The organism is Streptococcus sp. 4886 (assembly GCF_013276485.1).
Lineage (GTDB): Bacteria > Bacillota > Bacilli > Lactobacillales > Streptococcaceae > Streptococcus.
The window spans coordinates 37,816-56,229 of the sequence record NZ_VMLD01000022.1 but is presented as its reverse complement, the minus strand read 5'-3'; the positions used below and the strand labels follow the sequence as shown (position 1 = coordinate 56,229).

15 protein-coding genes and 1 riboswitch are annotated in these 18,414 nt (G+C 37.6%); of the genes, 5 read left to right on the top strand and 10 right to left on the bottom strand.

Going from position 1 to position 18,414, the window contains the following annotated elements; all coding sequences use genetic code 11:
* Positions 1–78: 78 nt before the first annotated feature.
* Positions 79–297, bottom strand: a riboswitch (FMN riboswitch).
* 59 nt (positions 298–356) lie between these two features.
* The 5 genes from HT679_RS09525 to HT679_RS09505 form a co-directional block, all read right to left on the bottom strand.
* Positions 357–860, bottom strand: coding sequence for a tRNA (cytidine(34)-2'-O)-methyltransferase (locus HT679_RS09525; RefSeq protein ID WP_173214326.1), 504 nt, complete (start codon positions 858–860; stop codon positions 357–359).
* Positions 861–1,052: 192 nt separating this feature from the next.
* Positions 1,053–1,883: an energy-coupling factor transporter transmembrane component T gene (locus tag HT679_RS09520; protein WP_173214324.1), complete on the bottom strand. Its 831-nt coding sequence runs from the start codon at positions 1,881–1,883 to the stop codon at positions 1,053–1,055.
* Positions 1,868–3,550: an ABC transporter ATP-binding protein gene (locus HT679_RS09515; RefSeq protein ID WP_173214322.1), complete on the bottom strand. Its 1,683-nt coding sequence runs from the start codon at positions 3,548–3,550 to the stop codon at positions 1,868–1,870. Before HT679_RS09515 ends, HT679_RS09520 begins: the two co-directional genes overlap by 16 nt.
* A 168-nt stretch (positions 3,551–3,718) precedes the next feature.
* The gene (locus tag HT679_RS09510; protein WP_173214320.1) at positions 3,719–4,267 is read right to left on the bottom strand and encodes an ECF-type riboflavin transporter substrate-binding protein; all 549 of its coding nucleotides are present in this window, start codon (positions 4,265–4,267) and stop codon (positions 3,719–3,721) included.
* Positions 4,268–4,285: 18 nt separating this feature from the next.
* Complete coding sequence (locus HT679_RS09505) at positions 4,286–5,134, bottom strand: S-adenosyl-l-methionine hydroxide adenosyltransferase family protein (protein WP_173214317.1); 849 nt, start codon at positions 5,132–5,134, stop codon at positions 4,286–4,288.
* A gap of 188 nt (positions 5,135–5,322) precedes the next feature.
* On the opposite strand from HT679_RS09505, the gene trkA reads away from it, so the two are divergent.
* Positions 5,323–6,672: a Trk system potassium transporter TrkA gene (trkA, locus tag HT679_RS09500; protein ID WP_173214315.1), complete on the top strand. Its 1,350-nt coding sequence runs from the start codon at positions 5,323–5,325 to the stop codon at positions 6,670–6,672.
* 3 nt (positions 6,673–6,675) lie between these two features.
* Positions 6,676–8,115 carry a TrkH family potassium uptake protein gene (locus HT679_RS09495; RefSeq protein ID WP_173214313.1) on the top strand — a complete coding sequence of 480 codons (1,440 nt, stop codon included), beginning with the start codon at positions 6,676–6,678 and terminating at the stop codon, positions 8,113–8,115.
* A 125-nt stretch (positions 8,116–8,240) separates the two neighbouring features.
* Here HT679_RS09495 and HT679_RS09490 read toward each other — a convergent pair whose 3' ends face one another.
* The 5 genes from HT679_RS09490 to HT679_RS09470 all read right to left on the bottom strand — a co-directional run bounded on the left by HT679_RS09490 (position 8,241) and on the right by HT679_RS09470 (position 15,133).
* Positions 8,241–9,920, bottom strand: coding sequence for a PTS transporter subunit EIIC (locus HT679_RS09490; RefSeq protein WP_173214311.1), 1,680 nt, complete (start codon positions 9,918–9,920; stop codon positions 8,241–8,243).
* A gap of 68 nt (positions 9,921–9,988) precedes the next feature.
* Positions 9,989–11,401 (bottom strand): 6-phospho-beta-galactosidase, encoded by a 1,413-nt coding sequence (gene lacG / locus HT679_RS09485; RefSeq protein ID WP_173214308.1) that lies wholly within the window; start codon positions 11,399–11,401, stop codon positions 9,989–9,991.
* A gap of 9 nt (positions 11,402–11,410) precedes the next feature.
* Positions 11,411–11,755: a PTS lactose/cellobiose transporter subunit IIA gene (locus HT679_RS09480; protein ID WP_000836780.1), complete on the bottom strand. Its 345-nt coding sequence runs from the start codon at positions 11,753–11,755 to the stop codon at positions 11,411–11,413.
* 167 nt (positions 11,756–11,922) lie between these two features.
* On the bottom strand, positions 11,923–13,809 hold the full coding sequence (locus HT679_RS09475) for a DUF4838 domain-containing protein (RefSeq protein ID WP_173214306.1): 1,887 nt from the start codon (positions 13,807–13,809) through the stop codon (positions 11,923–11,925).
* Position 13,810: 1 nt separating this feature from the next.
* Positions 13,811–15,133: a PTS sugar transporter subunit IIC gene (locus HT679_RS09470; protein WP_173214304.1), complete on the bottom strand. Its 1,323-nt coding sequence runs from the start codon at positions 15,131–15,133 to the stop codon at positions 13,811–13,813.
* 167 nt (positions 15,134–15,300) lie between these two features.
* Between HT679_RS09470 and HT679_RS09465 the strand changes: the two genes are divergently transcribed.
* The 3 genes from HT679_RS09465 to HT679_RS09450 all read left to right on the top strand — a co-directional run bounded on the left by HT679_RS09465 (position 15,301) and on the right by HT679_RS09450 (position 18,368).
* The gene (locus tag HT679_RS09465; protein ID WP_173214303.1) at positions 15,301–16,524 is read left to right on the top strand and encodes an ROK family transcriptional regulator; all 1,224 of its coding nucleotides are present in this window, start codon (positions 15,301–15,303) and stop codon (positions 16,522–16,524) included.
* Positions 16,525–17,533: 1,009 nt separating this feature from the next.
* The gene (locus tag HT679_RS09455; protein WP_050259685.1) at positions 17,534–17,818 is read left to right on the top strand and encodes a hypothetical protein; all 285 of its coding nucleotides are present in this window, start codon (positions 17,534–17,536) and stop codon (positions 17,816–17,818) included.
* Complete coding sequence (locus tag HT679_RS09450) at positions 17,811–18,368, top strand: DUF6036 family nucleotidyltransferase (RefSeq protein ID WP_173214301.1); 558 nt, start codon at positions 17,811–17,813, stop codon at positions 18,366–18,368. The genes HT679_RS09455 and HT679_RS09450 overlap by 8 nt, the downstream gene beginning before the upstream one ends.
* The last annotated feature ends 46 nt before the right edge of the window (positions 18,369–18,414 follow it).

Here is an 18,414-nt window from a genome sequence, read left to right as displayed (position 1 = left end):
CCTCTCACTCTATTAAAGAAAACAAAAGCAAGCGGTTACAATCTAGCTATAAATCTATCAGAACAGACAAAGCTATTCTTTCGTCTTCTCCCATCCAGACTATACTGTCGGTTGTGGAATCTCACCACATCAGCTTGCGCTCGCGGACTTATTTGGCTAAGATATTTTAGATTTATCTAGGCGTCGCAGTCGAAGATAATACTTAAAGTATATCGAGACAAGACAACGACGAGAAAGCTAAAATAGCTAGTCAAATTTACCGCCGGTCGGGAATCACACCCTGCCCTGAAGACTCTTTTATCATAACAAAAAACGCTTGCAAGCGCAAGCATTTTGTTCATTTTCATTTTCATTTTTTATTTCAATTTATCCACTTCATAGGTATGAACAAGCTCAAGACCTGCAAAATTCTGCTGGCGAAGAGCCTCATAGACAATCATGCAGACGGTATTAGACACATTGAGACTGCGGACATGTTCATCATTCATAGGAATACGGAGAGCTTTCTCAGGATGTTCGCGCATAAAGTCCTCAGGCAAGCCCTTGTCTTCACGTCCAAAGAGAAAATAATGGTCTTCGTTAGTCGATAAATCCGCATCAGAATACACTTTTTCCGCAAATTTAGAAATCAGATAGAGTTTGCCCTGCATCTGAGACATGAAATCTTCTAAACTGTCGTAAAAATAAATCTCTAGCTTATCCCAATAATCCAATCCAGCTCGCTTCATCTTGCGGTCGTCAATAGGAAAGCCCATTGGCTTGATGATGTGGAGGGGAGAATTGGTCGCAGCGCAAGTACGCGCGATATTTCCTGTATTTTGTGGAATTTGTGGTTCAAATAATACAATGTGATTTGTCATGACTTGCTTCCTTTCACCATTGCAAAAAAATAGCCACACTGCCCGGAGTCAAGCTCAGCAAACAGCGTGGTTAAGGCATCGTTAACTTACCTCACAACAGGTTTGAAGTAAATCAGCGAAACTACTTTCTTAGTATAACACTTTCAGAATCATTGTCAATAGAAACGACTTGATTTTTTCAATTTTTTCAAGCTATTTCCAAGGGTTGTAAAATCGTCCCTGATTCTGCAAGATAAGTAGTAAACTAGTTACTAAAAACAAGGCTGCAAAGAACAAGGTAAGATAGTCTCCTTTTCTCAAGGCCTGATAACTATACCAAGTGCGTCTTTTCTCTTTCCCAAAGCGGCGAAGTTCCATGGCAGTCGCGATGGTATCAATGCGTTCTAGCGAGCTAAAAATCAAGGGTGTAATAATGCGCAGATTGCCTTTGATTCGTTGCATAAGAGAAGCTTTCTTGGATAATTCCATCCCACGCGCCTCCTGAGACATCTTGATAGTAAAGAATTCTTCCTGCAAATCTGGAATATAGCGCAAGGTCAGGCTGACAGAATAGGCAATCTTGTAAGACACACCAATTTGATTTAAACTGGAAGCAAACTGACTAGGGTGGGTTGTCATCAAAAAGATAATAGCCAGAGGAATGGTGCAAAGGTACTTAATGGCCAGATTTAGTAGATAAAAGAGCTCTTGACTGGTCAGAGTGTAGGCACCGATTCCCTGCCAAATCACACTTCTTTCTCCGTAAAGTCCAACCCCATACTCGGGAGAAAAGAGATAGACCATCAAAACGTTTAAAACGGCAAATACCATCGCAAAAACAGCTACAAAGGAAACATCTTTAAAGCGGATTTCTGACAAATAGAGGAGAAAAACCGAAAAGATGGCAATCAGAACAAGTAGTCTAGTATCATAGCTAATCATGGCCGCCAATGATACAAGGATGAAAAAGAGGAGTTTACCAGCTCCTGACAGGCGATGAATCACAGTATCTCTATGCTGGTAACCAATTAGTTTAGCTTGCATCCTTCTCTCCTTTCTTTATAAAATGCCGTTAAAGCAAGTGGATCCACGTCGAGTTTCTTTGCCAAGTTGAAGATAGAAGTTTCTTTTAGATTGGCTTTTACTAACAGCTCAGGATTGCTCAACAGACTAGCTGGATCAGTATCAGCAATCAATTCTCCATCAACCATGACAAGGGCTCGGTCTGAATAATCCAGCATCAATTGCATATCATGGGTAATCATGACAATGGTATGTCCTTTTTGATGCAGTTCTTCGAGAAATTCCATAATCTCAGTATAGTTCTTCTGGTCTTGACCTGCTGTCGGTTCATCTAGGAGGATAATTTCAGCTCCTAAGACCAAAATTGAGGCAATAGTGACACGTTTTTTCTGCCCAAATGACAGGGCAGAAATGGGCCAATTACGAAATTCATAAAGACCACAGATTTTCAAGGTTTCATAGACTTTCGTTTCAATTTCCTGCTCGTCCACACCTCGCAAACGAAGTCCTAGAGCCACCTCATCAAAAATCATATTAGTCGAAATCATTTGATTGGGATTTTGCAGCACATAGCCTACTCGTTCCGCCCGCTCTGCAACAGAATCGCCTTTTATATCCTGTCCTTCCCAAAGATAGCGGCCTTCCGTCTGGATAAAGCTACTTAAGGCCTTGGCTAGGGTTGATTTCCCTGCTCCATTTTTTCCGACAATGGCAATTTTTTCACCCTTTTTAATATCTAAATGTAGGGATTTTAAAATTGGTCTATCATCATAAGAAAAAGACACGTCCTCTAATTTAAAGAGTGACTGCAATTCTGGGGTTTCTTTTGCCAGTTCCGTCCGCAACTGAACCTGACCTTTTGAGATAGACAAGTTGTCCAAATTTGCTAATTGTTCTTCCTTAGCTAAATCCACACCTAATTGACGGAGAGTGGTTAGATAAAGGGGTTCCCGAATTCCATTTTGGGTCAATAAATCAGTCGCCAGTAGCTGGTCAGGGCTCCCATTAAAGAGAATACGACCATCATTGATCAAGACAATCCGATCCACAGGGCGATGCAGAACATCCTCCAAACGGTGCTCAATAATAAGAGTCGTCGTCCCCTCTTCCTTATGAATCTGGTCAATCAATTCGATAATATCCTGACCTGACTTGGGATCCAGATTGGCGAGTGGCTCATCAAACAAAAGAATCGGACTCTCATCAATCAGGACACCAGCCAGACTGACCCGCTGCTTTTGTCCACCTGACAAATCTTGAGGACGCTGAGACAGTAAAGGGAGAAGATTCAGTTTTTCAGCCCATTTATGAACACGGCTTTTCATCTCCTCTAAAGCTGTCACATCATTTTCCAGAGCAAAAGCCAAATCCTCTGCCACAGACAGGCCGATAAACTGCCCATCTGTATCCTGCAAAACCGTGCTGATCAGATGAGATTTATCGTAGATGCTCATATCAAAGGCTGCTTGCCCCTTGATCAAAAATTCTCCAGACATCTGACCCTTGTAAATATTGGGAATAATTCCATTCAAACACTGACCCAAGGTAGACTTACCTGACCCAGATGGCCCAACAATTAAGACTTTCTCTCCCTTGTAAATGGTCAAGTCTACCCCTTGCAAGGTCGGTTCTTGTTGTGTTTCATACCGGAAAGAGAAATCCTTCCACTCAATTATAGCTTCTTTCATCTTACTCTCTTCATTCGCTTCTTAGACTTCTATTTTATCATAAATCAATCCCTTCTTGCAGTCTCTTCTCTTAAAATCTTAGCGCCAAAAAGATTCCTATCCTAGCTTACTTGCCTAACTAATCTATAAACATCGAAAAAGACTGGTTGCCCAGCCTTCCCCATCATTTTAGTCCTTTTTCAAACTTCCTGCACGAGTTTGAGTTCCTGCATAGGCAAGCAAGAGAAGAGTTCCTGCAATAGCTACAGATACACCATTAGCAATTCCCGCAACAATCCCTTGGGCAAATACTTTTTCTGCCGCTTCTTGATAAATCACAACATCTCCAAGTGGTGCCAAGACACCCCAAACAAGGGCATTTGCAAGTAGTTGAATGAGATTAAAAATAAGAATATCTTTCCAGTCAAAGACACCATTGATCACGCGAACGTACTTTCTAAATAGCCCCACAACTAGACCAAAGAGCCCGCTAGCGATAATCCAAGTCCACCACAGACCATAGCCAGCAATAGAGTCCTTAATTGCATGACCAATCAACCCAACAAACAAACCGATAATCGGTCCAAAAATAATAGAAAGTAGCGCTTGTACCGCATACTGAAGCTGGATGCTTGTATTTGGAACAGGGGTCGGAATGTTGATCATCCCGATGACGACAAAGAGGGCAGCGCCAATTCCGACAGCAACAACTTGTTTAATTGTAAATTTGATTTCCATACTATTTGTTCTCCTATTTTATACTTCTATTTTCTTTATTTCAATGGTCCAAGATGGACCGACACCTACATTATAAGCCTTGGCAAAGGAACCTTGGTTGATAGCCAGACCTAAACGATAGAGAGAGTTGATGTAAAGGATGGGTTGCCCAATTCTCACATCTGCAAATGATTTGCCATAAACAACCTGATTTTGATAGACCAGCATATCTGCATGATAGATAGTCACCTCAAAACGGTCACCGAATGCTGGTTCCAGCTTGTAAAATTCTTCTCGCGTGATCGAGGTCCAAAGCGAACCAAAACGCACATCCAGAATATCAATAGCTCCCTTCACCAGATGATCTTCTATGATGGTCTCTACGACTGGAAGTTCCACAATCTGATCCACACTGAGCTTTGGTCCCACTTCCTCAAAAGTAATGTGACCGCTGGCTAGTTTAGCACCAGTATAAGCATAAACATCACGACCGTGGAAGGTATAAGAATGCTCTGTGTTTTGACGCCTATTAGCTACCTCAGAAATCTCACGAATAGCTACAATGCCAACGTGTTTCTTGATAAAAGAAAGCGTCCCATTGTCTGGCGTGACAATGTATTGATTTTTTGCAGTCTTGGCAACCACACTCTTACGTTTCGAGCCGACACCTGGATCGACCACCGATACAAATGTCGTTCCCTCAGGCCAGTAATCCACCGTCTGAAAGAGACGGTAACTCCCCTCAAAAATATTATAAGGCGTGATATCGTGCGTCAAATGATGAATTTTTAAGGTTGGAGACTCTTCTAAAGCCACTCCAATCATAGCCGATACCGCACCATCAACCAGACCAAAGTCTGATTGTAATACCAGTAAATTATTATTCATTTTATCTCCTTGTATATCCTTTATCATACCATATTTCAGAGAAAGGTGCTAATAGCTATTTCAATTGATTAGGGTATAGTTTTACCTTATAGCAAATTACCTACTAAAAACTCTGGTGATTAGCTAGTAGGTGCATTTTTTCTTGAAAAAAGGTATGATAGTTACATAATGAAGAAGTAGGTTTTATTATGAAAATTATCCTTGTCGGAGGGGGAAAAGTTGGTTCTGCCCTCTGTCGCTCCTTGGTTGCAGAAAAGCACGATGTTTTACTGATTGAGCAAAACGAAGCTGTCCTCAATCATATTGTCAATCGCTTTGATATCATGGGTATCCTTGGTAACGGGGCCGATTTTACCATCCTTGAGCAAACCAGTGTCCAGGATTGTGATATCTTTATCGCCCTGACTGAATACGATGAAGTGAACATGATTGCAGCCGTTCTAGCCAAAAAAATGGGAGCTAAAGAGACCATCGTTCGGGTGCGGAACCCTGAATATTCTAACTCCTATTTCAAAGAAAAGAATATTCTCGGTTTTTCTCTTATCGTTAACCCTGAGCTCTTGGCTGCCCGCGCTATCGCCAACATCATTGACTTCCCCAACGCCCTATCTGTCGAACGTTTCTTTGGTGGACGGGTCAGCTTGATGGAATTCACTGTTAAATCCTCCAGTGGTCTTTGCCAAATGCCCATTTCTGATTTTCGGAAAAAATTTGGCAATGTCATTGTATGTGCGATAGAAAGAGATCATCAAATTATCATCCCAAGTGGTGATATGACTGTACAGGATAAAGATAGAATCTTTGTCACTGGTAACCGTGTTGACATGATGCTCTTCCATAATTATTTCAAGTCTCGTGCCGTGAAGAGTCTTCTTATTGTTGGAGCTGGTAAAATTGCCTATTATCTACTAGGTATCCTCAAAGACAGTCGTATCGATACCAAGGTTATTGAAATCAATCCTGAAATCGCCAGCTTCTTTAGCGAGAAATTCCCAAATCTCTACATCGTTCAAGGAGATGGTACCGCAAAAGATATCCTGCTGGAAGAAAGTGCTCAAAACTATGATGCCGTTGCGACTCTAACAGGAGTCGATGAGGAAAATCTGATTACCTCTATGTTCCTTGACAGGGTAGGTGTACAAAAAAATATCACCAAGGTCAATCGTACCAGTCTCCTCGAGATTATCAATGCGCCTGATTTTTCAAGTATCATCACACCTAAAAGCATCGCTGTAGATACAATCATGCACTTTATTCGTGGTCGGGTTAATGCCCAGTATTCAGACCTTCAAGCCATGCACCATCTAGCCAATGGACAAATCGAAACCCTACAATTCCATATCAAGGAAGCCAATAAAATGACTGCCAAACCTCTTTCTCAACTAAAACTGAAAAAAGGGGTTCTTATTGCGGCCATCATTCGAAAGGGCAAGACTATTTTCCCAACTGGGGAGGATATGCTGGAAGTTGGAGACAAGCTCCTAGTAACAACTTTGTTGCCAAACATCACCAAGATTTATGACTTGATCGCGAGGTAAGAAATGAATAAAAGTATGATTCGTTACCTCCTTTCAAAGCTACTTTTGATTGAAGCTGTTCTCCTCTTGGTTCCTGTAGCTGTCGCTCTCTATTACCGTGAATCGAGCCAAGTCTTTACAGCCCTCTTTACAACGATTGGGATTCTCGTATTACTTGGCGGTTCAGGAATTTTACAAAAGCCAAAAAATCAACGGATTTATGCCAAGGAGGGAGTCTTGATTGTTGCCCTCTGTTGGATCCTTTGGTCCTTCTTTGGTGGTCTCCCCTTTGTCTTTGCTAGACAAATTCCCAGCGTTATCGATGCCTTTTTTGAAATCAGTTCTGGCTTTACAACTACTGGAGCAACTATTCTGAACGACGTTTCGGTTCTCAGCCGTTCCCTCCTCTTCTGGCGAAGTTTTACCCACTTGATTGGAGGGATGGGAGTGCTTGTTTTTGCACTTGCTATTATGGATAATGCCAAGAATAGCCACCTAGAAGTGATGAAGGCTGAGGTTCCTGGCCCTGTTTTTGGCAAGGTTGTATCCAAACTCAAAAATACTGCCCAGATCCTCTATCTCCTTTACCTAGCCCTCTTTTCCCTCTTTGTCATCATCTATTATCTGGCTGGTATGCCCCTATTTGATAGTTTTGTCATTGCCATGGGAACAGCAGGTACAGGAGGTTTTACAGTCTATAACGATGGAATTGCCCACTATGGTAGCTCACTGATTACCTATCTGGTTAGTATCGGAGTTCTGGTTTTTGGGGTCAATTTCAACCTCTACTACTACCTCATGCTCCGTCGCATCAAAGCCTTCTTTGGAGATGAAGAACTTCGTGCTTACTTGGTCATCGTGCTGGTTTCTACAGGCTTGATTAGCCTTAATACCCTCTATCTCTACCCGGGATTTTCAAAAAGTTTTGAAATGGCCTTCTTCCAGGTTTCCAACATCATTACAACAACTGGTTTTGGATATGGAGATATTACTAACTGGCCTCTCTTCTCCCAGTTTATCCTCCTCTTTCTCATGGGAATCGGTGGCTCCGCTGGATCAACCGCAGGTGGACTCAAGGTTATTCGAGGCCTTATCCTTTCAAAAATTGCCAAAAATCAAATTTTGTCAATCCTATCGCCCCACCGTGTTTTGACACTCCATGTTAATAAAACGGTGATTGACAAAGATACCCAGCATAAGATTCTCAAGTACTTTGTCATCTATTCTATGATTTTGCTAGCACTTATCTTTATTGTCAGTCTAGACAGCAATGATTTCCTGGTCGTTACCAGTGCTGTCTTTAGCTGCTTCAATAATATCGGGCCTATCCTAGGAACGACCTCTAGTTTCTCAATCTTTAGTCCTATCTCAAAAATTCTCCTCTCCTTTGCAATGATTGCAGGCCGATTAGAGATTTACCCAATCCTCCTTCTCTTTATGAAGAGAACTTGGTCCAAGAGATAAAACACAAAATCCCTCTTTTTACAATTGTGAAAGAGGGATTTTTATATTAAAAAAGGGGGAACGTTTTTAAATCCAAGCCTGTCTGTAAGTAAAGTTCTTACTCAAATAAAAGATTAAAAAACTGACTACACAGCTTGGTAATGCTCCAATACAAATTGTAAGGCTTTATTTGGATTCTTTGTTAAATGAATATATTCCATTCCTCTGGTAGCAACTATCTGAATACCTAATCTTTCTGCATCCACCTTCATCTCTCTATAATAACTCCGAACTTGTGGAGCCAGAATAATTAAATCATAAACACCCATAATATCATAATGAGCTCCGTACGCTCCTGAATTCGCAATCACTCTAACTTCTGCTAATTGAGCGCCCTCGTTAATTGCATTGGCTAATTGCGCACTTGTTCCAGACCCTGCACAAAGAACCAGTACTTTCAACTCCTTACTTTTTATTTCATCTAACTCACCAGGCATTATTTCACTCGTATCCTCCTCTAAAATAATATCATTTGAGCTTGCAACATCTTCTTTCATCAGCAACTGTCTATCATACGCTCTACAGAATGGCAAATAAATCAATATGTCGACAACTAAAATCAAAGATAAAAATACAAAGGAGATAGGTTGAAAATTCGTTCCAATTAACAATCCTAATGGTCCAGGAAAGGCCCAAGGCAACTGGATATAAAATCCGTTCATTCCAAAGAAATCAATAAAGACCTTTCCTAGAAATACATTCACTGGTGGAGTCATCAAAAAAGGGACAAAAAAATAGGGATTCAAAATAACAGGCATACCAAATAGAAGAGGTTCATTTACCGCAAATAAAACAGGAGTAATTGTAGCTTTACCTACCGATTTTAATTGTTTAGACCGCATAAAGAAAATCAAAATAAATGGTACAACAAAGGTAGCCCCCGTTCCTCCGATAGCAGCGATATAATTCCCGAAATTAGGTGTTAAAGAATGATAAGGGAACTGCCCATTTGCAAGGAGTTGAGCATTCTCTTCCATATTGCTTAGTTGTAAAGCTGTAACAGCAGGTAAGACAATAGATGGTCCATGAATTCCAACAAACCAAAGCAAAGCACACATAAACCAAATCAACATCATAACAGGATATGATTCTGCACCCTTAAAAATAGGGGTCAATAGTTGTTGAAATACTTGGGCAAAAGGAACATCTAAACTAAACCGAGATACAATATCTAACAAACCACTAATAAGTAAAACAAAAGAAAAAGGAAAAATATCTCTAAAAGCTTGTGATATAGCTCCAGGAACTTCCTTAGGTAAATGAATAGTAATGTCTCGCTTAATACAGAATCGGTAAACATTTACAGTAATAAAGGCACTGACAAACGAAGTTATCAATCCTTGAGATCCTAAATAGTTTGTCGACAAACTTGTAGATCCCGTCTTCTCATCAACTACAAGCGTTACAGTTAATACCAGATAACTACATATGGCTGCCAACATTACAGAAGTATCATTTATTACCTTTCCAGGAGGCATTTTTCTATTAACATTTCCAGCCAATGACTTTGCAACTGTCCCTGAAACAATAACACCCAAAACTCCCATGGTTAGCATATACACTTTCCTCATCCAGACAATAGCTGGACTCGGTAACTCTACTCCGAAATTTTTAGGAATCATAATAATAATCATCAAAAAGCTTGAAAACATAATTAAAGGCATAGTAGCAATGAATCCATCTTTAATAGCCATCATATAATTATTAGTAGAAATTTTTTCAAATTTCCCTTGTTGCTTTTCAATGGCAGCGACTAGCTTATCCATAAAACTCCTCCTATAAAAAATTCAACCTCATATTTAAAACATATTAAACATCATTCAAATCGCTAACCTTAATTCCGTTTTAGCCCTTTTACCCAAAGAGCACTTTTCTTAATATATCTCTTCTGTGTCTCATAATCAACAAAGAAAAGACCATATCGCTTATTGTAGCCATTCGCCCAAGAAAATTGATCTTGCAAAGACCATATAAAATAGCCTTGAATATTGACTCCCCTATCTCGAGCCTCTAAAACTTTGTGTAAATGTTGCTCAATATAACGGATTCTCTTACTGTCATCAATAATATCATTCTCGCCCTCTGGCTTAACCTCTTTAAGGGCTGTACCATTTTCAGTTAAATAAATGACCGGATGTTGAGAATATTCTTCTTTGATACGAAGCAACATATCAAATAAGCCTTGAGGATAAATATTCCAATCCCAATCTGTTGTCGGAATACCAGGCTTTTTTACAAATTCACCTAGAGCATTTAATTTAAAAGAAGACTGTCCTTTTATTCCTGTTGAATTAAATTCTTGTCTATTTTCACCTTTGTATTCACGAATAAATTCTGAACGATAATAATTCATCCCAAACATCGTATTAAGAGGTGCAGCTCTTTTCATAATTTCTAAATCACCATCTTCAATAATAAAGCTAGAATTATTAGCTTCCAATATTTGATTTAAGTGAAAAAGCGTGTCATCACTGTAGTAGCCCAAAAAAGTTCCATCTAATAGAAATTTATTATTATAAACATCATACCGTTTAGCTGCCAAAATATTTTCTTTTTGCCCATCAATAGGATAGCCTGGCTTTAAGGCATGAATACAACCTACCTTTCCCTCAATCCCTAATTGATGAAATTCGAGGACTGCAAGAGCATGCGCCAACAACATGTTATGATTCGATTGAATTGCTTCAGATAATTGAAAATGATGATTCGGAGGAAACTGACCTCCTATATATTGACCTGCGGCAAGAGACATCAGTTCATTGATTGTAAACCAATGCTTGACTTCTGTAAATTCTTGGAAACAAAAACGAGCATATCGTATGAAACGATCAATATTCTCTCTATTCAACCAATCCCCTGTTTCTAACATTTTCTGAGGCGAATCAAAATGATGTAAAGAAACAAACGGAATCACATTATGTTTTAAGCAGGACTGAAAGACTCTATGGTAATACTGAACAGCCAATATATTCGGCTCCCCATCTATATCAGGAAATATGCGAACCCAGGAAATAGATAAACGCAAAGCCTGCAAACCATGTTCTGCCGCCAAGGCTATATCTTCTTCGTAACGATAATAAAAATCACTAGCTGGATCTGGTAAGAACGGACTATTTTCTTGCAAATAAACATCCCACATATTTATTCCTTTGCCATCTACCCTAGTTGCACCCTCTACTTGATAAGCAGCGGTAGCAGCTCCTAATAAGAACTCCTTCGGTAAGGCTTTAACCTGTAAATTTTCCATGACTAATCCTCATTGCAAACCAATATGTTCTTCAATCTTTCGAATTCGTTCATATTCATCAATAAAAAACTTTACCTGATCATACAATAGCATCGTTGTCATCAAAGTATCTTGACCATGAATCATGATAAAACTCACTTCAAAATTATCTCCAGATGCCTCCTCCGCTAATAAATTAGTCTGTTCTCGATGGGCAGACACTATTGAGTCGTTTGCAGACTCAACCAATTCTCTTGCCTGTTCAAAATATCCATCTCTCGCAAACGCCAAAGCATCCATCAAATCTGACCTTGCATCTCCTGCGTAAGCGACAATTGTAAAACCAAGCATATTTATTTCTTCTTTTGATTTCATCTTTCTTCCTCCTCAATCTTGATCCATCTTTCACACATCATTATTAAAATGACTTCGCTACGATACAAATAGAAAGTCGACCCTAAATATCTTAAAAATCCTTAAATTTCATAATATTTAGGATCAATCTTCTCTGAATACCTTAGTTCATTTTCTATACTTATGATTTATAAGTGGAAACCAGCATAATTTTTTGCTACTTCAATTACACGATAAACATCCAAATTAGATTGGAATAGCAGTTCGTGCCCACGGATATAATTCAACACATTTCTCCATTCATCTTGAGCTTGCCTTGTTTTTCCGGTTGCTTGAAGATATAAAGCCTTCGCCATCTTAACAACATATTCACGATGATAACTGAGCTGTTTCCATTCATCCTTTTGACTATTTAATAACTTAGAAATATTTTCCTCAATAATTGGTAAAAAATTATCAGCTAGATTGTAAGCTATATAATAATGATTCGCTAAAACATCACTTTGACGGCTGCCAATTGCATTAAAATAATCACAAGAGGAATAAATGGATAATTTTTCTAAATATTCAACAACAGACTGCCAATTTTCCCCATACAAAGCAGAAAAGTATTCTTCAATCAATTCTTCATAATTTCTTGTCTTCTTCCAGAGCATTTGCCCCATGACATAATTAGGAAAATTATGAGGGAATCCGGCACGTAATTCTTGACACGAAATGTACCCGTTCAAATGTAGGTTGGAAAGATAAGATACATCTCTGTAAATAGTTTGACTAATTTTCATATAGCCTAAATCGCCATAATGAGCACGCCCTAAAGGATAGTCATATACGAAACTATCTCCTTTAAATGCTTTTTGCCACTCAAAAAGATAAGATAAATTTTCCTCAAGAGAATTCGGAAGTATAATTTTATTACGCAGATAAGGTTTAGGCGTAGGTATGGAATTGTCAAAATCTACATCTGCATAACTCATTTCAAATGTTCTTGTAATCGGTGCAAACATCATGGTAAAGCGTTCAGGATTATCTAATTTTTCTTTCTGAGGTGCCCATAACAACTCATGATAAAGCAGAAAACAAATCTTTGTATCTAATCCCTCACTCGTTAAAGCCCTATCCAATTGATTGAGAATACGAATATACTGATCCGAAACCAATTCTTGTCTACAGTTTTCGCATTCACAAATATTATTACGAGCATCCGACAACCATACATGTAAGTAGTTAACATCAGGTCTTTTCTTGGCATAATCCTTGATAATTTCTACCATCTTATCAGCTACATCTGGATTTGAAAAATCCAGGCTGGTTAAAATCGGAGCCGTATTAAACAATTCTCGTTTCCCGTTTATTTCAGCGACATAGGGTTTCTTCTCCTCTGAAATACTAAGACCTGATTCCCAGCCAAATTTTGAAGAGTAACCTAAAACTTCACCTGTCCATCCATGACCAACACGATGATGAATAAGACCTCTTTTTTGCAATTCTTTATCCAACCTATCACTCAATTCTTGTACTAATTCATTTGAAAATTGTTCTTTATTTAGATATGGATTAAATTCATGTTCATACCAACGTTTCAAAAAAGAGTAGGGATTTTCAAACTGGATGAAAAAACTGTTCATCCCAATCTTAGGTAGCCAATCAATGAAATCTAGTATATTTTCAAATGAATCCGCTCCCTCTATACATACTCCCCTATGATAGTAACTGGCTGTTTCATCTATAGATAGCTCTTTATCTAAAAAATCTTCAAATCGTAACTCTGGAACAAAGTCATGTCCGCGCCCTGGTCTAGTATACACAACCCCAAATTCATGAAACATTCGGTAAATTCCAATAAGTAAACCTACAATTGTATTAGACTCAATTCTCCCCTTACCCTTGTCTAATGAGATAAGAACATGGTCTTTTCTATCCTCTTTATTGACTAATCCTACAAAAATATCCGCTTCCTTCTCCTCGACAAGTTCTATGTCAGTCTTAAAGACCCGATTCATATAGTAACTTAATTCCTCTAAGGCAAAGCTAGAATAAGCATTTTTCTGCTGATCAAATACTCTGATAACCATCTTATTCCCCTCCAACAGTAGCTTTTTCTTTTTCAAGATTGCGTTTATCTGCAATTTTGAAGAATGGATAATAAATTGCCACAGAAACCAAAATTAAAACAACTTGTAATAGAGCTCCTCGCCAACTAGCCCCTGTCGCAAGGAAGCCTCCTATGATCGGTGGCATTGTCCACGGAAGAATTACACCTGTTGTATAAGGTACTAATCCTACAGCCATTGATACATAGGTAATTAAGGCATTGATTGTAGGAGTAGCAATAAACGGAATCAGCATAATCGGATTTAAAACCGTTGGAAACGTAAATAGAATAGCTGTATTGATATTAAAGATAGACGGTATAATAGCTAGCTTACCTAATGTTTTATTCGCACGACTCTTACTAAATAGGAAGAGACAAATCGCAAGACCAATAGTCGCTCCACCGCCACCAATAAATACAAATAAATCTTTAAACGGTAATGTAATAATGTGTTGTAGGGTTTGTCCTGCAGCCACAGCTTCTTGGTTTTCTGTAGTAAATTGTAACCAAACTGGGTCTACAAAAGCATTTAAAACTTGTCCCCCATTAACTCCACAGAACCAAAAGAATGAGTTTACAATAACACATAGAATCATACCTGGAAGCGTTCCTGCAATTAACTTAAGCGGTGTTCCAATAATTGCACCTAGAAGTCCGTTGAGACCTCCTGCAACTCCTGCTGCTTCCAGACCTTTTAAGACCAGAGCCCACAAAACAAAAGTAGTAAAACCAGGTAAAAGAGCTGAAAATGATTTACTGACCACATCTGGGACACCACTTGGCATTTTTATCGTAATTCCGCGCTGGATAAACATACGATAAATCTCCGCTGTAACCAATCCAATAGTAATCGCCATAAACAACGAAGATGCATTCAGGCTAGAAAATGGTATTGCGCCGCCAAATAACTGCTTGACCTGCTCCCCATTTTTATCATAAACCATACTTGAAAAACGAGGTGCCATCAATACAAAACTGGATAAGGCTATAATCCCTGCAGACGGACCATCTGTACCATATCCTTCCGACAACCTGTAGGCAATACCGAAACAAGCGACCAAGGAAATAATCGCTACTGTTGACTGATTCATAGTTGTCAAGATACTTAGCAATCCAACACTATTCAGCCAATTTGTAAAAGCCTCTTGAGGCCAACTGATTAGAATAAGAAATAAAGAGCCGACTAAAATCAAAGGCATTGCCATCATAAATCCTTCACGAATAGCTTTCAAATGCCGTTGGTTACCAACTTTTTCACCAAACGGAGCGACTTTCGTTTCTAAAAACGTTAAAATATTGTTCATCACCGGAACTCCTTTTTTTATTTTTTATAAATTAAATATACCACTAACAGAAAGCGTTGTCAATATATTTTTTGCTGTTTTTACAATATTTTTTTCTTTGTATATAATAATAATTTTAATTGATTTTTTCTTATGTTTAATATAAAATAAACCAAAGGAGGAAACAAATGATTACAAAACAATCAGCCTTTTTACAAAATAGAGCCACTATACTGGAGTTTCTATATCGAAATCCAGCAACATCCCGTACAGATATTGTTAATGAAACAGGACTTACTCCAGCAACAACGACTAACATCATCAAAGATCTAAGTGAACAATCCCTCATATACGAAACTGGTGATGAATTTAGCGAGTTTTCCGGATCTGGAAGACGTAGAAAAACTATTTCTATCACAGATAATATCCCATATGTTGTTGGAGGTATTGAAATAAACGTCCTAGGTATCTTTCTCAGTCTATGTGACTTACAAGGGAAAACTCTTTTCGAGACAGAAATTTTGAATGAAGATTATCCTATTTCAGAAATCAATTCCACCATTACCAATATGATAAAAACAGCTATAGAGTACGTCCCTTTGGAGACAAAATTACTTGGATTTGGCTTATCAATACCTGGACATTATAACAAAGACTCCGGAAGCATCATTACAAACAATCCCATATGGGAATCATTTAATTTATTAAATGTAATTAAAAAATTCGATTTCCCTTTTATTGTAAAAAATAATATCGATTGTATGGCTATAGGACAATACCTTTTTAACCCACACAATACCCCCGATAACTTTATTTTCCTACACGCTGGATTAGGTATTTACACGTCCTTTTTCACAAAAGAAAAAATAGGAGCCTCTAAAAATCCTTATATCGGAGAAATTGGACACACCATTGTCGAATTGAATGGACAATATTGTGAATGTGGAAAAAAAGGTTGTTTACAAACATATATTTCGGATGCTTGGTTAATCAAACATGCCCAATTATTATTTAAAAATTCTCAACTAACTGTACTAAAAAGCCTTGTAAAGACTGAAAAAGACATTTATTTAGATACCCTTTTAACAGCTTACAACTTAGGTGACTCTGCTTTACGCCAACAAATTGATAAAGGAGTCAATTTATTGGCCACTTCTATTGCAAATCTTCTCCTCATCAATCCTGCTGATAAAATCTATATCAACAGTCACTTGCTTAATTATCAACCTTTCACTCATGAAGTCAGGGATAAAATCCAAGATCAGCTCCACTTCGTTCCCTTTACTCGTAATATAGAAATTGAAATTTTACCTTACAACAAACATCGTGGAAGTATAGGAGCTTGTGCATTAGCTATCGTTGCTTTTTTCATAGAGCATAGCAATGTATTACAAGATATTATTTCACCTTAATATATTAGAAATCTATACACCTATTTAAATCAACTATAACCTGTAGTAAATATCTCGTATTTAGACAATATGAAAACAAGACGACTTCCATATAGGAAACCGCCTTCTCGCTATGTTGAGTGAAACTGTAAAAATAGATGAAATTGATAGCGGTAGTCAAATCAATAGGTATCATAACTCTAAAAAGTCACAATATATAAGTTCATCCTCGGAAAAATATCATTCTAATTCTTGAAATGCCTACATGAAAAGAAACGTTAAATGCTCATAAAACAACGAATACAGGTATCAAAACTGTGACAAAACAAGTCCCTAAATTTACTAAAAACACTGCTCAACTTTACACCTGTAAATGGTTGTTGTATAATAAAGTTACAAAGATGTACGACCACACTGTTGTAAATCATAGTGTTCGCGAATATATTACTGATAGCATTTCTACAAATACAAGTAAAGGGATTGGATGAGATTCAAATGAAATATGTCAGTGTTTTGGCATTCCTAGCCTTCATATCATTTAAAGAATTGTATAGATAAAATTTTTCCCAATACAGACACTCGTAACAACTGCTTCATTTTTCTACCAACATATTTAGGAACAAGATAAGATACAAGAGGATCAATCCATAAATCAGTTCTATACCAATCTAAGACAAATAAGCTAAAAAACGATTGATAATAAGCAAATGGATTCCAAATTTTCTCTATCTGCTCATTTTAATAAACAATACTAGTGTAACTATCCTTCCAGTCAGAAGCTTGTCAAATCACACCGAAAATTCTTCTAAAATTTATCTCGTTAGGCAATCAAGCAAAAACTCGACGATAGTACAAACATTATCATACAGGATTGACTTCCTAAATTATATACTTTAGTAAGGTTTTCGGATAAGAAAAAAGGTTCATTTTACATTTCTAAACACTCTTTTCTAATACGAGCTAAGTAAAAAAACTACATTTTTAAATATAAACTACAATAAGATAAACTAAATTTCATAGGAGGAAGACAATGGATTGGTACGATTATATGATACAGGCATCCAAACAATCACAATTCAACGCAAGTCATTGGTTTCGCTATTTGCGAAAAGTTATTTTTGAAGACTATTCTTATTTAACAAACCAAGATGTAGAAAAGTTGCTAGACTCCAAAGAACTAACTCATTTTCAAAAAATTAGCTTGAAGTATGCCTTTCAAGAGCATACTCCAACTCATAAATATGTGATTTCATTAAATAAACCTGCTAAGTTAACCAATGTTCAAAAATTGATGGAGAAATACAAGCATGGATAAAATGAAACCGGTATTCCAAGCCCTAAATAAGGAATTAATTCAGGAAAATCTGACTTTAACAATTATCTGTGTCGGTGGTTATGTCTTAGAATATCATGGTTTACGTGCCACACAAGATGTTGATGCTTTTTATGACCAAAATCAGAAAATCAATGAAATTATTGCTCGTGTAGGAAAACAGTTTAATCTTAACACCCACGAAGAGTTATGGCTCAACAATCATGTTGCAAATATGAACAAACAACCTCCCTTAAGTTTATGTGAATCCTTGTACTCATTTGAGAATCTGACTGTTTTAGTAGTCCCTATTGAGTATGTGTTAGGAATGAAGATGATGAGTATCAGGGAGCAGGATTTGAAAGATATTGGTGCAATTATTAAATACAAAAACTTTCATTCACCATTCGATACCTTTAAATATTTAAAAGACATGGGATTTGATACTATTGACCTCTCTGTTCTCTTAGAAGGTTTTAGTTATGCTTATGGTATGGCCTGGTTAGAAAAATTTTTTAAAGAAAATCAAGATAAACTTCGCGAATTTTATTAACAGTATCAAACAAGATGATTGTCAATTAGCCAGTCGTCTTGTTTTT